Below are 13,414 nucleotides of genomic sequence, written 5' to 3' on the forward strand. Positions count from 1 at the left end.
GCTCAGGTCCTCAGCTTGACCGGCCCGGCCAGCTCGGGCCGCTTGCCGCGATAGGGCGCCAGCACCTTGGCGAACAGGGCGAAGTCCTTGTCCGGGTCGCCGCTCAGCTCGACGAAGTCGGTCAGGCCCACGGTCTTGGTCGCGAAGTCGAAGTAGGCCAGGCCCACCGGCGCCTGCGCCTGTACGGCGACATGGTAGGAGCCCGAACGCCAGCCGCTCACCAGCGAGCGCGTGCCCTCCGGCGCCACGGCCAGCCAGAAAAGTTCCCTGTTGGCGCGCGCCGCCTTCATCTGGTCTGCGGTGTTGCCGACCAGGCCGCTGGCATTCGCACGGTCCACCGGAATGCCGCCGATACCGCGGGCCCAGGGGCCCAGCAGCGGGATCTTGAACAGGCTGTCCTTGCCCCACCAGCGCGCCTGGATGCCGAAGGCCCACTTGACCAGCACGCCGAGGATGAAATCCCAGTTCGAGGTGTGCGGGTAGACCATGATCACGCCCTGCCCGGCTGGCAGGCCTTCATAGCGCAGCGTCCAGCCGGCCATGCGAAGAATGCCTTGCGCGATGCTGCTGCCAGGCGCCTTGAACTCGGCCTTGCCGGCGATCAGGCGGGGCAACTCGGGGTTCGTCGTGCTCAACGCTTGACCGCCCGATGGCCGATGTCCTGCCGGTACTGCTTGCCGGCGAACTGGATGCCGCTCAGCGCCTCGTAGGCATGCTGCTGCGCCGTCTTCACCGATTCGCCCAGGGCCGTCACGCAAAGCACGCGGCCGCCGCTGGTGACGAGCGTGCCGTCTTTGTCAGCCGTACCGGCATGGAAGACCATGGCGTTGTCGGTTTCAGCCGGCAGACCGGTGATCGCGTCGCCCTTGCGTGGGTTGAGCGGATAGCCTTCGGCCGCCAGCACCACGCCCAGCGCCACGCGGCGGTCCCATTGCAGCTCGACCTGGTCGAGCGTGCCATCCGTGGCGTGCAGCATCACCTCCAGCAGGTCGCTCTTGAGCCGCATCATGATGGGCTGGGTTTCCGGATCGCCCATGCGGGTGTTGAACTCGACCGTGCGCGGCTGGCCGTGGCTGTCGATCATCAGGCCGGCATAGAGGAAGCCGGTGAAGGGAATGCCGTCTCGGGCCATGCCGGAAATGGTCGGCATGATGATCTCGTGCATCACCTTGGCATGCACGTTTGGCGTGACCACCGGTGCGGGCGAGTAGGCGCCCATGCCGCCGGTATTCGGGCCGGCATCGCCGTCCAGCAGGCGCTTGTGGTCCTGGCTCGTTGCCAGCGAGATCACGTTCTTGCCGTCACACAGCACGATGAAGCTGGCCTCCTCGCCTTCGAGGAACTGCTCGATGACGACGCGCGCGCCACCTTCGTTGTGCACCACGCCGAGCTTGTTGTCCGCGAGGATCCAGTCGATGGCTTCATGCGCCTCGGTCAGCGTCATCGCGACGACCACACCCTTGCCCGCCGCCAGGCCGTCGGCCTTGATGACGATGGGTGCGCCCTGTGCATCCACATAGGCGTGGGCGGCCGCAGCGTCGGTGAAGGTGTCGTAGGCAGCCGTCGGGATGCCGTGGCGCTTCATGAAGTCCTTGGCGAAGGCCTTGCTCGATTCGAGCTGCGCGGCCGCCTTGGTGGGGCCGAAGATGCGCAGGCCGCGCGCGCGGAATTCGTCCACCACCCCGGCAGCCAGGTAGGCCTCGGGGCCGACGACGGTCACCGAAATCTTCTGCTCGACAGCGAAGTCGGCCAGCGCCTTCACGTCCGTCAGCGGCACGTTCTTGAAGCGGACGTCATGCGCCGTGCCGCCATTGCCTGGCGCCACATAGATCTGCGAAACACGCTCGCTTTGCGAGAGCTTCCAGGCCAGCGCGTGTTCACGCCCGCCGTTGCCAATGACCAGAACTTTCATGCCGACCTCCGCAGGGCCGCCCCAAGGAGGGCGAACGCCCCCGCGGGGGGCAGCAAGTGACAACTTGCGTGGGGGCTCATGCTTCTATGCTCGCGTTGTGATACAGGGCCTGGGTGTCGTCGAGGTCTTCCAGCATGTCCAGGAGCTTCTGCATGCGCTCGGCGTCCTCGCCTGACAGCTCGATCGTGTTTTCCGGGCGCATCGTCACTTCGGCCACGTCGGCGGTGAAGCCTGCAGCTTCCAGCGCGTTCTTGACGGCTTCGAACTGAGTCGGCGGCGTCAACACCTCGATGGCGCCGTCGTCATCGGTGATCACATCGTCGGCACCGGCTTCCAGCGCGACGTCCATGATCTTGTCTTCCGAGGCGCCGGGCGCGTAGATCAGCTGGCCGCAATGCTTGAACTGGAAGGCCACTGCGCCCTCGGTGCCCATATTGCCGCCGTACTTGCTGAACATGTGGCGCACTTCGGCCACGGTGCGCACGCGGTTGTCCGTCATCGTGTCCACGATGATGGCCGCGCCGCCGATGCCATAGCCTTCGTAGCGGATTTCCTCGTAGCTCACGCCCTCGAGGTTGCCCGAGGCCTTGTCCACGTTGTACTTGATGCGGTCCGCCGGCATGTTGGCGGCCTTGGCCTTTTCAATGGCCAGACGCAGGCGCGGATTGGCGCTCAGATCGGCACCGCCCTGACGGGCCGCGACGGTGATTTCACGGATGATGCGGGTCCAGACTTTGCCGCGCTTTTCGTCTTGGCGACCCTTGCGGTGCTGGATATTGGCCCACTTCGAATGACCTGCCATCTTGGCTTGCTCCTGGCCTGCATATTGGTTGGATAGACTGCGATTTTAGTTCCGACATCACATCGCCTCGGCGATATGAGTCTTCTCTGAGCCGCAAGCGCCTTAGTTCCGACATCACATCGCCCCGGCGATATGAGTCTTCTCTGAAGTGCAAAGCGCTATAGCCCCCCGATCTGGAGCTCTCCCGATGGCCGATCCAATCCTGCTGGCGCGCAACGCCGCCACCGAATGCCTGCTGCTGCCCCAGTTGGCCAACCGACATGGCCTGATCACCGGGGCCACCGGCACCGGCAAGACCATCAGCCTGCAAAAGCTTGCAGAGTCCTTCAGCACGCTTGGCGTGCCGGTCTTCATGGCCGACGTGAAGGGCGACCTGACCGGCATTTCACAGGTCGGCACGCCCTCCGAGAAGCTGCTGGCCATCCTCAAGGAACGGGGCATCGAGCCGCCCGCCCGCGCCGCCTGCCCGACCACGCTGTGGGATGTATTCGGCGAGCAAGGCCATCCGGTGCGCGCCACGGTCTCCGACATGGGGCCACTCTTGCTGGCACGCATGCTGGCCCTGAACGAAACCCAGGCCGGCGTGCTGCAACTGGTGTTCAAGATCGCTGACGACAACGGCCTGCTGCTGCTGGACCTGAAAGACCTGCGCGCCATGCTGCAGTACGTGGGCGACAACAGCAGCCAGTTCACCACCGAATACGGCAACGTCTCGGCCGCTTCCATCGGCGCGATCCAGCGCGGCCTCCTGCAGATCGACGCCCAGGGCGGCGACAAGTTCTTCGGCGAACCGATGCTCAACATCGCCGACCTGATGCAGACCGAGAGCGGTGCCGGCGTCATCAACATCCTGGCCGCCGACAAGCTGCTGGCCTCGCCGCGCCTCTACGCCAGCTTCCTCCTGTGGATGCTCTCCGAGCTGTTCGAAACCCTGCCCGAGGTGGGCGACCTGGACAAGCCCAAGCTCGTCTTCTTCTTCGATGAGGCCCACCTGCTCTTCAAGGATGCGGCGCCGGCCCTGGTCGAGCGCATCGAGCTGGTTGTGCGCCTGGTCCGCTCCAAGGGCGTCGGCGTCTATTTCGTGACCCAGAACCCGCTGGACATTCCCGACTCCGTGCTCGGCCAGCTCGGCAACCGGGTCCAGCATGCGCTGCGCGCCTTCACGCCGCGCGACCAGAAGGCGGTCAAGGCCGCCGCCGAAACGATGCGGGCCAAGCCGGGGCTGGACATCGAAACCGCGATCACCGAGCTGGCCGTGGGCGAAGCCCTGGTCAGCCTCCTGGACGAGAAAGGCCGGCCCAGCATCACCGAGCGGGTCTTCGTGCTGCCACCGGGCAGCCAGATCGGCCCGATCAAGCCCGAGCAGCGCCAGGCCCTGATCCAGAGCTCGCTGGTGGCGGGCGTGTACGAGAAGGCAGTGGACCGCGAATCGGCCTACGAGAAGCTCAAGGGCAAGCCGGCGGCGGCTGCGCCTTCGGCTCCGAGCGCCGGCCCCGCCGCTCCGCCGCCATCGATGCCCACGCCAAGCACTGCCCAAGTCCCGACGGACGATGGCGGCGGCATGCTTGGCGGCCTGAAGGACGTGCTCTTCGGCTCGACCGGCCCGCGCGGCGGCCGGCGTGAAGGGCTTGCGGAAGCCGCCGCCAAGTCGGCCATGCGCTCGATCGGCTCCTCGGTAGGCCGAGAAATCATCCGTGGTGTGCTCGGCAGCATCCTCGGCGGCGGAGGCAGCCGGCGCCGCTGAGGCCCCCGCTCGCGCCGCATCGGCGGCGTTTCGCACCCGGCCTGAACCCTTGGTCGCAGCCGCATGGCGGGGCGGCGACCAGGGCCTCAGCATTCAAGCCTGTCAACACGCAATACACAGGAAGCGCCATGCAAACTGCCGCCATCATCCTCACGCACATCCCCGTCTGGGTCTGGGCCATCCTCGCCTTCCTGGTCCTCATGGGCTTGCGCCTGAGCCGTGAGCGACGCATGTCCAGGCTGCGTCTGATGCTGGTGCCGGCGATCTTTCTGGCCTATGGCGCCTGGGGGATCGAAAACACCTTCGGCTTTGCAGCCACGCCGATCCTGGCCTGGGGCGCCGGCCTGCTGACCAGCCTGACCCTGGTCCGCTGGAGCGGCTGGCCCGGGCGCGCCCGCGTCGAGGGCGGCCAATACGTGGTGCCCGGCAGCTGGATCCCGATGGGCCTGATGCTGGCCATCTTCGTCGGCAAGTTCATCCTGGGCATGGGCCTGGCGATGAACCCCGCGCTGGCCCTGCAGACCGACGTGGCCATCGGCTTCAGCAGCCTGTTCGGTGCGCTGAGCGGCGCCTTCCTCGGCCGCACGCTGAACATACTTGGCCTCGGCCGCACCAACGCCCAAGCGGCCTTTGCATGAAGAACATCCACACGCCCTGGGCCGAGCGCAGCCGCGAGGACTGGCTGCGCTGGGCCGCCTGGCAGATTGGCACCGTTGCCGCAGCCGCCACAGCCGTCACCATCGGGCTGGTGCTGCTCTTGCAACAGCCCGTGGGCATCACCGCGGTGTTCTGCTTCTGCATCGCCGCCGGCTGCTCCGTTGCAGTGCAAGCGATGCGCCGCGGCGTCGAGCTCTTTTGCGAGCACCTGCTGCACAGGCCGGCGCCCGCCTGGCTGCGCGAGGTCCTCAGCCTGGTGCTGGGCACGGTGATCGGCTACACCATTGGCAACGAGCTGGCAGTGCTGTTGACCGGCATCCAGAACAGCGGCATCTTCGATGTCAGCCTGCGCCGCGCGGTGACCATGGTGTTCATCGCCATCGTGCCGGGCGCTGCGATCACGCTGTTCTTCGTCGGCCAGAGCCGCATCGCGAATGCCGAGACCCAGGCCCAGCAAGCAGCCCGCATCGCCGCAGAAACGCAATTGCGCCTGCTGGAGTCGCAGCTTGAACCGCACATGCTGTTCAACACGCTGGCCAATCTGCGCGTGCTGATCGGCATGGACCCGGCCCGGGCCCAGGCCATGCTGGACCAGCTCATCGCCTTCCTGCGCGCCACCCTGCAGGCCTCGCGCAGCGGCAGCCATCCCTTGAGTGCCGAGTTCGCCCGACTGAGCGACTACCTGGCCCTGATGCAGGTGCGCATGGGCTCGCGCCTGCGGCCCGCTTTCCAGCTGCCGGCCGAACTGGCCGGGCTGGAGATTCCGCCGCTGCTCCTTCAGCCGCTGGTCGAGAACGCGATCAAGCATGGGCTGGAGCCGCATGTGGAAGGCGGCGTGCTCGTCGTCCGCGCTGAAATGCAAGGCCAGGTCCTGCTGCTGCAGGTGCAGGACAGCGGCGCCGGCCTTTCAGCCACACCCGATGCCGCCGGCACGGGCTTCGGTCTGCAGCAGGTACGCGAGCGCCTGGCCACGCGCTACGGCCCGAGCGCCAGCCTGGAAGTCAGCCCTGCCCCCGGTGGCGGCACGCTTTGTTCGATACGGATTCCACAGCCATGAAGCCCATCACTGCCCTGATTGCCGAAGACGAAGCCCTGCTGGCCGAGAACCTGCGCCAGGAGCTGGCCAAGCTCTGGCCGGAGCTGCAGATCGTGGCCCAGGTGGCGCACGGCCAGGCGGCGGTCGATGCGGCCCTGGCCCACAAGCCGACCCTGTGCTTCCTGGACATCCGCATGCCCGGCATGACGGGCCTGGAAGCCGCCGCAGCGCTGACCGAGGACTGGCCCGAGGGCGAGCCCTTCCCCAAGCTGGTCTTCGTCACCGCCTACGACCAGTACGCCCTGCAGGCCTTCGAGCATGCGGCGGTCGACTACGTGCTCAAGCCCGTGCAGCCCGAGCGGCTGGCGCAGACGGTCGCCCGGCTCAAGGAGGCCCTCGCACCCAAGCAGGACGATGCCTTGCAAGCCGCCGTCCAGCAATTGCGCAGCCTGCTCAGCGCCGCGCCGGCCGCCACTGCCGCCCAACCCTTGCGCCTTCTGCAGGTCAGCGTGGGCAGCAGCATCGTGATGGTGCCGGTGGACGAGGTGATTTTTTTCGAAGCGGCCGACAAGTACGTGCGCGTCATCGTCACGAGCGGCAAGGAGCATCTGGTGCGCATCTCCCTGCGCGAACTTCTGCCCCAGCTCGACACCTCACGCTTCTGGCAGATTCATCGCAGCATCGTGGTGCGCAGCGATGCGATCGAGCGGGCGGTGCGCGACGAAGCCGGCAAGCTCAGCCTGCATCTGCATGGCTGCAAGGAGCGGCTGGGCGTCAGCCGCATGTATGCCCATCTGTTCAAGGGCCTCTAGCCTAAGAGCCCTGTGTGCCCTGGTAGGCCTGCTGCAGGAGTTGCTGTGCCTTGAGGATGGTTGGATCGGTGCTGGTCTTGGCGCTGGTCGTGCGGCTGTTCGACAGCTTGGTGGCGGCGCTCAGCAAGGCGTCTTCCTGCTTCTTCAGCGCCGTCAGTCGGTTGCCGAGGCTGCTCAGCGCTGAAGTGAGCCGGCTCGAGCTGCTGAGCCCACCCTCGGCCAGCTTGCCCACGGCCGCGCCGAACTGCGAGAGCGCGCCCGTGACACCCTTGCCGTTCGCGGCCAGCGCCGTCTTGAGGGCGGCGGCATCCAACTTCACGGTGCCGTCCGCCTGCGCCCTGATGCCCAGTGCATGCAGGGTGGGCGGTGCCGTGCGCTGGTTCAAGGCACGGCGCAGATCGCCCAACAGGGTGCTGCTGCCCAGGTTCGACCCGCCTTGGGCGAAAGCCTCGCGCGCGCCGGAAATCGCGCTGTTGTAGTCCGCCGCGAAGGCCTCGAGCGCCGACTGGACGGCGGCCGGCGTGCTGCCGGAACCGAGCCTGCCCAGGCCGCCGGCCGTGCCGACCAGCGAGGCCAAGGCCGATTTGTATTTGCCAAGCACCGACAGCGAGGTCGCCGTCGATTGCTCCTGCGCCACCACGCGCTCGCGTGCCTTGGCCAAGGCCGGTGAGATCTTGCTCAGGCTGTCGGCGCTCAGAGTGGTCTTGCTCGAGCCGGCTTGCGACAGCGTGCTGTCGCCGCGGCCGACCAGGCCGGAAAGGCTTTGCAGGTCCATGGGTTTGCTTGTCCAATGCCAAGGCTTCAGGGTAGCCCCAGAGGGCGCCGCCAGCGGCCGGAAAAGCCGGGCCAAGCCCTGCCTGATCCACCGGCGCCGTCCAATGGCCACTGGCGCCCTGCCTTGTCCATTCGTCACATTTCCCGGGCCGGCCGGGCCGGCGCGCCGCAGAATTCGTTCCATACCAGACCAACATCCAGGAGCGAGAAATGAGCAGCAACGAGCAAAGCCTGAGCAACACCACCACCACAAGCGCCGACGACGAACTGCACATGCTGGCAAAGCGCCGCGTGGACCAGAAAATGGGCTTCTACACCCACGCCCTGGTCTATGTGCTGGTCAACCTGGGCCTCTATGTGCTCGGCCATGCCGGCAGCGACTGGGGCTGGGGCCATGGCCGCTGGCACTTCGTGCCGATGGTGCCCTGGGGCATCGGCCTGGCGATCCACGGCATCGTCACCTTCGTGTCACTGCAGGGCGGCGATCTGCGCCAGCATCTGATGGACAAGGAACTCGAAACCCTGCGCCGCCGCCAGCAGCGATAATTCGTGCCCAAGCAAATTGCACAGCCCCGGACCGGCGCCGGGGCGCCTCTATGTCCCATACCAGCGACGACGCCAAGCCCGTCAGCAACAACTTCCTTCGCGCCATCATCGAGCGCGACCTCGACGCCGGCCTGACCCAGGGCCGCAAGTTCGCCGGCACGCCCGGTGACGCGGCCCACCACGAGGGCGGCCAGGTCGACCCGGCCAGGATCCGCACCCGCTTCCCGCCCGAGCCGAACGGCTACCTGCACATCGGCCATGCCAAGAGCATCTGCCTGAACTTCGGCCTGGCACGCGACTACGGCGGCATCTGCCACCTGCGCTTCGACGACACCAATCCGGAGAAGGAAGAGCAGGAGTACGTCGACGCGATCAAGGAGATGGTCACCTGGCTGGGCTGGGACTGGAACGCGGGTGGCACCTCGCACCTGTTCTTCGCCAGCAACTACTTCGACTTCATGTACCGCGCGGCCGAGTACCTGATCGAACAGGGCCTGGCCTATGTGGACGAGCAGACGCCCGACGAGATGCGCGCCAACCGCGGCGACTTCACGACGCCCGGCAAGGACAGCCCGTTCCGCAGCCGCACGCCGCAAGAGAACCTGGCGCGCTTCCGCGAGATGCGTGATGGCCAGCATGCCGACGGCGCCATGATTCTGCGCGCCAGGATCGACATGGCCTCGCCGAACATCAATATGCGCGACCCGGCCCTGTATCGCATCCGCCGCGCCACCCATCACAACACCGGCGACCAGTGGTGCATCTATCCGATGTACACCTTCGCCCACCCGATCGAAGACGCGCTGGAGCGCATCACGCACAGTCTGTGCACGCTGGAGTTCGAAGACCAGCGCCCGTTCTACGACTGGCTCTTGAACGCCTTGGCCGATGGCGGCCTGCTGGCCCGCCCGCTGCCGCATCAATACGAGTTCGGTCGCTTCAACCTCTCCTATGTGGTCACCAGCAAGCGCAAACTGAAGCAGCTGGTGGACGAGCAGCATGTGACCGGCTGGGACGACCCACGCATGCCCACCCTGGTCGGCATGCGCCGCCGCGGCTACACGCCGGAGGCCGTGCGCGCCATGGTCGAGTCCACCGGCGTGACCAAGACCAATGCCTGGCTGGAATACTCGGTGCTCGACGGCTATCTGCGCGCCGACCTGGAAGGCAAGGCCGCGCGCGCCAGCGCGGTGCTGGACCCGGTGAAGCTCAAGCTCACCAACTGGGTCGAGCTGTTCGGCAGCGCCGAGCACAAGGAAGCCTGCCACGCCCCGGCACATCCCCATGTGCCTGAACTGGGCACGCGCAACTTCACGCTGGGCCCCGATGTCTGGATCGAGCGCGAAGACTTCCAGGAAGTGGCGCCCAAGGGCTACCACCGTCTGTATCCGGGCAACAAGGCTCGCCTGAAATACGGCTACATCGTCGAGTGCACGGGCTGCGAGAAGGACGAGAACGGCAACATCACCGCCGTGCTCGCCACGATCGTTCCGGACACCAAGAGCGGCACGCCGGGCGCCGATTCAGTGAAGGTCAAGGGCGTGATCACCTGGGTGAGCGCGCATGAAGCGATTGCCGCCGAGGTGCGCCTGTACGACCGCCTGTTCACCGAAGAACAGCCGGATGCGGGTGGCCGCGATTTCCTCGAGGTGCTGAACCCGGGCAGCAAGAAGGTCGTTACAGCGTACCTGGAGCCTTCCTTGTCTGCTGTGGCTGCGGATACCAAGTTCCAGTTCGAGCGGCATGGCTACTTCGTGGCCGATCGTGTCGACCACAGGGCAGGCAAGCCGGTGTTCAACAAGATCACCGGCTTGCGGGACAACTTCACCAAGTAAGGCTCGCGTGCAGTAGCGCCTGCTCTCGGCACGTTGCGGCCGTTCGCGAAGCCACGTCGGGAGAGCGTTGCACGGCAACCCGGGCAGCCGCACGGCTCAGGCAAGGGGGCCGGCCTTGCAGGCCGACTCCCCTGCGCTGCTCGCAACTCGGGGCGGCACGCAACTCGCTCCACTCACTTCGTTCGTGCCGCTCAGACAGGGCGTGCCAAGTCAGTCGTTGAGGCACGCTGCGCGTGCTGCCCCGAGCCGCTGTGCTGCTCGGCCCCTTGCATTCACCGCGCAGCTGCCCGGGGTCACCGTGCAACGCAGCGCCGCGTGGGGGTGTTTGCTCGCAGGCCACGAACGCTGCACGGGCACAGGCTGGCCCCGCTGCCGGGCGATTTGTGCGCGGCCGAGAGCGCAGCAGCACGGGCCGGGCGTGCGCAGCACGCTTCAACAACTGACTTGGCGCGCCCTGTCTGAGCGGCACGAACGAAGTGAGTGGAGCGAGTTGCGCGCCGCCGGCCCGTGATGCGAGCACCGAGGGGAGTTGGCCGCGAGGCCAACCCGCGCACCATGAGCCCGGTGGCGGGGCCAGCCTGTGCCTACCGCCCGACCTCTGCAAGCGCGAAGCGAACGGCCGCAACGTGCCGAGACACGTCACCAAGAGAAACGGCGCCTTCGGCGCCGTTTTCAATTCATAAGCCCACTTTCCCTCAGGGCTTGAGGTGGCGGACGAAGAAGTCCGTCTGCGTCTTGGCCAGATGCAGTCTCGACTTGCGGCCGGCGATGCCGTGGGCTTTGCCCGGGTAGATCGTCGTCTCGAAGATCTTGCCTTCGTTCTGCAGGGCTTCGATCAGCTTGAGTGAGTTCTCGAACAGCACGTTGTCGTCGGCCGTGCCGTGGATCAGCATCAGCGGCTTGGACAGGTACTTGGCGCGCGGGATCAGGTTGGCTTCGGCATAAGCCGGTGCCTTGCCGCCCTGCGGGTCGATGCCGAGATAACGCTCCGTGTAAGCCGTGTCGTAAAGCGTCCAGTCCGTCGGCGGTGCGCCGGCAAAGGCGGCGGCGAACGGTGTGTCGGTGTCCAGCATCGAACGCGCAGCCAGGAAGCCGCCGTAAGACCAGCCGGTGAAGCCGATGCGCGCCGGGTCGACAGAGGGCACCAGCTTGGGCAGCTGGCGAACCGCGGCGAACAGGTCGGCCACTTCGATCTTGCCGATGGCGCGGTAGTGCGCATGCGTGAAGTCGCGGTCACGGTTGGCCATGCCGCGCGTGTCCACCGTCATCACGCCAAAGCCCAGCCGCTGCCAGTAGGCTTCAAGCGCCATGCCACCGCTGTAGCGCCAGCCCACCGAGGCGCCATGCGGGCCGCCATAAGCCTGCACGATGACCGGGTTCTTGCCCGAGGCCGAGGCCTTGAGCGGCGGCGAGTAAGTGGCGTTGAGCGGCGTCTTGCCATCGGCAGAAATGATGTCCAGCACCTGCTGCTCCGGCACGATGCGCGCCAGGAGCGGGTCGGCAGGGCTGCCCTCGACTTCGATCGGCGCGGCCTTGCCGTCAATCGAGATCACGCGAGTGGTCGGCACCTTGCCCCAGCTGGATTCGCTCATCAGCAAACGCTGGCAGCTGCTGTCGCCCGAGGCGCCGCGGGTGCGGCGCGGCTGACCGGGATCGATCATCCGGGTCTTGCCGTTCAGGTCGGTCTCGAACAATTCCTTGCCGCGGCCGCGTTCGGTCACGCCGGAAAAGACGATGCGCTTGTCAGCGGCACAGACGACGCCGGCCACCATCTCGGGCTGCTGCGTCAGTTGCTTGACCGCGCCGCTCACCCGGTCCAGCAGCCAGAGCTGGCGGCGGCCACTGCGCTCGCTGGACCACAGGAGCGCCGGATGGCCGGACAGCTTCATCGCCGGCAGTTCACGCAAGTCGTTGTGCAGCTCGACCCAGGCCGGGTCGCGCTCGGAGAGCACGGTGCGCGCCTTGCCGCCATCGAACTCGACCAGGTCCAGTCGCGTCTGGTCGCGGGTCAGCCATTGCAGCCAGGGCTTGCCGTCGGCAAACCAGCCAGCACGGGCGATGTACTCGGCTTCGGTCGGCAAGGGCAGCGGCGTGATGCTGCCGCTCGCCACATCGATGTTCAGGGCGCGCAGCTTGGCGTTGGGCTGACCGGCGCCGGGATAGCGCTGCTCGGTCATCGCGGTGCGGTCCGCAAAGATCTGCGCGCGCACCTTGATCGGCACCGGGCTTTCGTCCACTTCGATGGCAAGGACAGCCTTGCCGTCCGGCGACCACCAGAAGCCCTTGTGGCGGTCCAGCTCTTCCTCGGCGATGAACTCGGCCAGGCCGGTGCTCATGGTCTTGCTGCCGCTCAAGGTCAGGCGCTTGGCGCCGCCTTCGTTCAGCGACTGCACATACAGGTCGCCGCCCTTGACGAAGGCAACCTGGCGGCCGGCCTTGTCGCACTGCGGCTCACGGGCCGGGTCGCCGCCGGCTTCGGTCAGCTTGCGTGACTTCGGCGCAGCGTCGCCATTGAGCTCAACGGCATACAGCGCGCCCGACATCGGCACCAGGAGGCGCTTGTCATCCTCGCCGCACCACTGATAGCTCAGGATGCCGCTGCCCTGGATGCGACGGCGCTCCAGCGCCATCTTTTCGGCCTCGGTCAGCTCAGCCTTGGCGCCGCCGATCAGGTCGGACATCGCCAGCAAGCGACGCGGCTTGCCTGCGGGCAGCGGCTGGCCCCACAGTTCCATCACTTCGCTGTCGGCCTCCGAGGGCTGCAGAAAGGTCAGCCACTGACCAGCCGGCGACAGGTTTGCCGCACGCGGCAGCCGGCCCGCCAGCGGCGGATCGGCATAAATGCGGTCCAGGGTGAGTTCATCGGTGGCGGCAGGGGCCGCGACCAGGGGCGAGACGCTGGCGGCCAGGGCGGCGGCCAGCAGGGTGAGGGTCAGGGGTTTGCGCATGCCGCATGCTAAATGCAGCAGCCGCCGCAAGCCATGGGGTCCTCACCCAATGACTTCAGTCACCGCACTCGCGAACCTCGGGCGTCGAATATTCGTCCCCGATGACAGCGCGGGCAAACAGGTAGTTTTCCAGCGCTCGCGGGCTCAGGTCGTCCAGCGGCACTTCGCCTCGGGCGTCGCAGGGAAAAGCCAGGCCGCGGCCAGCGTGATACAGCGACTGGAAGCGCAGTTCGTAGTGGGCGCCACCCGCAATCGAAAGTCCGTGGCTCAGTTTGCTTTCCATGATGGGCTCCTTGCCTTGCCTCTGCCTTGATTTCGGCCTCTTGAAGCAAGACTAGGAGTGTTTTG

12 protein-coding genes are annotated in these 13,414 nt (G+C 66.7%); 6 read left to right on the forward strand and 6 right to left on the reverse strand.

Annotated features, from left to right (window positions below):
- Positions 1-2: 2 nt before the first annotated feature.
- The 3 genes from ABT392_RS12185 to ABT392_RS12195 all read right to left on the reverse strand — a co-directional run bounded on the left by ABT392_RS12185 (position 3) and on the right by ABT392_RS12195 (position 2,714).
- The gene (locus ABT392_RS12185) at positions 3-635 is read right to left on the reverse strand and encodes a 1-acyl-sn-glycerol-3-phosphate acyltransferase (protein WP_334276108.1); all 633 of its coding nucleotides are present in this window, start codon (positions 633-635) and stop codon (positions 3-5) included.
- Positions 632-1,912, reverse strand: coding sequence for a phosphoribosylamine--glycine ligase (purD, locus tag ABT392_RS12190; RefSeq protein ID WP_334276109.1), 1,281 nt, complete (start codon positions 1,910-1,912; stop codon positions 632-634). The genes ABT392_RS12185 and purD overlap by 4 nt, the downstream gene beginning before the upstream one ends.
- Before the next feature lie 76 nt (positions 1,913-1,988).
- The gene (locus ABT392_RS12195; protein WP_334276110.1) at positions 1,989-2,714 is read right to left on the reverse strand and encodes a YebC/PmpR family DNA-binding transcriptional regulator; all 726 of its coding nucleotides are present in this window, start codon (positions 2,712-2,714) and stop codon (positions 1,989-1,991) included.
- Positions 2,715-2,901: 187 nt separating this feature from the next.
- On the opposite strand from ABT392_RS12195, the gene ABT392_RS12200 reads away from it, so the two are divergent.
- The 4 genes from ABT392_RS12200 to ABT392_RS12215 all read left to right on the forward strand — a co-directional run bounded on the left by ABT392_RS12200 (position 2,902) and on the right by ABT392_RS12215 (position 6,963).
- Entirely contained in the window at positions 2,902-4,458 is a 1,557-nt protein-coding gene (locus ABT392_RS12200; protein ID WP_334276111.1) for a helicase HerA-like domain-containing protein, read from the forward strand.
- Between the two features lie 128 nt (positions 4,459-4,586).
- Complete coding sequence (locus ABT392_RS12205) at positions 4,587-5,096, forward strand: DUF6622 family protein (RefSeq protein ID WP_334276112.1); 510 nt, start codon at positions 4,587-4,589, stop codon at positions 5,094-5,096.
- Positions 5,093-6,172, forward strand: a complete 1,080-nt coding sequence (locus ABT392_RS12210; protein WP_395385648.1) for a sensor histidine kinase — start codon at positions 5,093-5,095, stop codon at positions 6,170-6,172. Before ABT392_RS12205 ends, ABT392_RS12210 begins: the two co-directional genes overlap by 4 nt.
- Positions 6,169-6,963, forward strand: coding sequence for a LytR/AlgR family response regulator transcription factor (locus tag ABT392_RS12215; protein ID WP_395385647.1), 795 nt, complete (start codon positions 6,169-6,171; stop codon positions 6,961-6,963). Before ABT392_RS12210 ends, ABT392_RS12215 begins: the two co-directional genes overlap by 4 nt.
- Before the next feature lies 1 nt (position 6,964).
- Here ABT392_RS12215 and ABT392_RS12220 read toward each other — a convergent pair whose 3' ends face one another.
- Positions 6,965-7,738: a hypothetical protein gene (locus ABT392_RS12220; RefSeq protein ID WP_395385646.1), complete on the reverse strand. Its 774-nt coding sequence runs from the start codon at positions 7,736-7,738 to the stop codon at positions 6,965-6,967.
- Between the two features lie 209 nt (positions 7,739-7,947).
- On the opposite strand from ABT392_RS12220, the gene ABT392_RS12225 reads away from it, so the two are divergent.
- Together ABT392_RS12225 and ABT392_RS12230 are read left to right on the forward strand one after the other, a co-directional pair.
- A complete protein-coding gene (locus ABT392_RS12225; RefSeq protein ID WP_334276116.1) occupies positions 7,948-8,283 on the forward strand; it encodes a 2TM domain-containing protein in 336 nt (111 codons plus the stop codon).
- 50 nt (positions 8,284-8,333) lie between these two features.
- Complete coding sequence (locus ABT392_RS12230) at positions 8,334-10,118, forward strand: glutamine--tRNA ligase/YqeY domain fusion protein (protein ID WP_334276117.1); 1,785 nt, start codon at positions 8,334-8,336, stop codon at positions 10,116-10,118.
- A gap of 695 nt (positions 10,119-10,813) precedes the next feature.
- Here the strand turns inward: ABT392_RS12230 and ABT392_RS12235 are convergent.
- On the reverse strand, positions 10,814-13,066 hold the full coding sequence (locus ABT392_RS12235) for a S9 family peptidase (RefSeq protein WP_334276118.1): 2,253 nt from the start codon (positions 13,064-13,066) through the stop codon (positions 10,814-10,816).
- 55 nt (positions 13,067-13,121) lie between these two features.
- Entirely contained in the window at positions 13,122-13,349 is a 228-nt protein-coding gene (locus ABT392_RS12240) for a hypothetical protein (protein WP_334276119.1), read from the reverse strand.
- Positions 13,350-13,414 lie beyond the last annotated feature (65 nt).

Origin of the sequence: Paucibacter sp. JuS9, assembly GCF_044043925.2 — a bacterium.
Classification (GTDB): Bacteria; Pseudomonadota; Gammaproteobacteria; order Burkholderiales; family Burkholderiaceae_C; genus JAUASW01.

What these genes read in the sequence shown, in the direction of transcription:
- ABT392_RS12200 (WP_334276111.1), top strand. Translation starts at nt 2,902, where the DNA reads ATGGCCGATCCAATCCTGCTGGCGCGCAACGCCGCCACCGAATGCCTG.
- ABT392_RS12220 (WP_395385646.1), bottom strand. Translation starts at nt 7,738, where the DNA reads ATGGACCTGCAAAGCCTTTCCGGCCTGGTCGGCCGCGGCGACAGCACG.
- ABT392_RS12210 (WP_395385648.1), top strand. Translation starts at nt 5,093, where the DNA reads ATGAAGAACATCCACACGCCCTGGGCCGAGCGCAGCCGCGAGGACTGG.
- ABT392_RS12215 (WP_395385647.1), top strand. Translation starts at nt 6,169, where the DNA reads ATGAAGCCCATCACTGCCCTGATTGCCGAAGACGAAGCCCTGCTGGCC.
- ABT392_RS12235 (WP_334276118.1), bottom strand. Translation starts at nt 13,066, where the DNA reads ATGCGCAAACCCCTGACCCTCACCCTGCTGGCCGCCGCCCTGGCCGCC.
- ABT392_RS12195 (WP_334276110.1), bottom strand. Translation starts at nt 2,714, where the DNA reads ATGGCAGGTCATTCGAAGTGGGCCAATATCCAGCACCGCAAGGGTCGC.
- ABT392_RS12240 (WP_334276119.1), bottom strand. Translation starts at nt 13,349, where the DNA reads ATGGAAAGCAAACTGAGCCACGGACTTTCGATTGCGGGTGGCGCCCAC.
- purD (WP_334276109.1), bottom strand. Translation starts at nt 1,912, where the DNA reads ATGAAAGTTCTGGTCATTGGCAACGGCGGGCGTGAACACGCGCTGGCC.
- ABT392_RS12225 (WP_334276116.1), top strand. Translation starts at nt 7,948, where the DNA reads ATGAGCAGCAACGAGCAAAGCCTGAGCAACACCACCACCACAAGCGCC.
- ABT392_RS12230 (WP_334276117.1), top strand. Translation starts at nt 8,334, where the DNA reads ATGTCCCATACCAGCGACGACGCCAAGCCCGTCAGCAACAACTTCCTT.
- ABT392_RS12205 (WP_334276112.1), top strand. Translation starts at nt 4,587, where the DNA reads ATGCAAACTGCCGCCATCATCCTCACGCACATCCCCGTCTGGGTCTGG.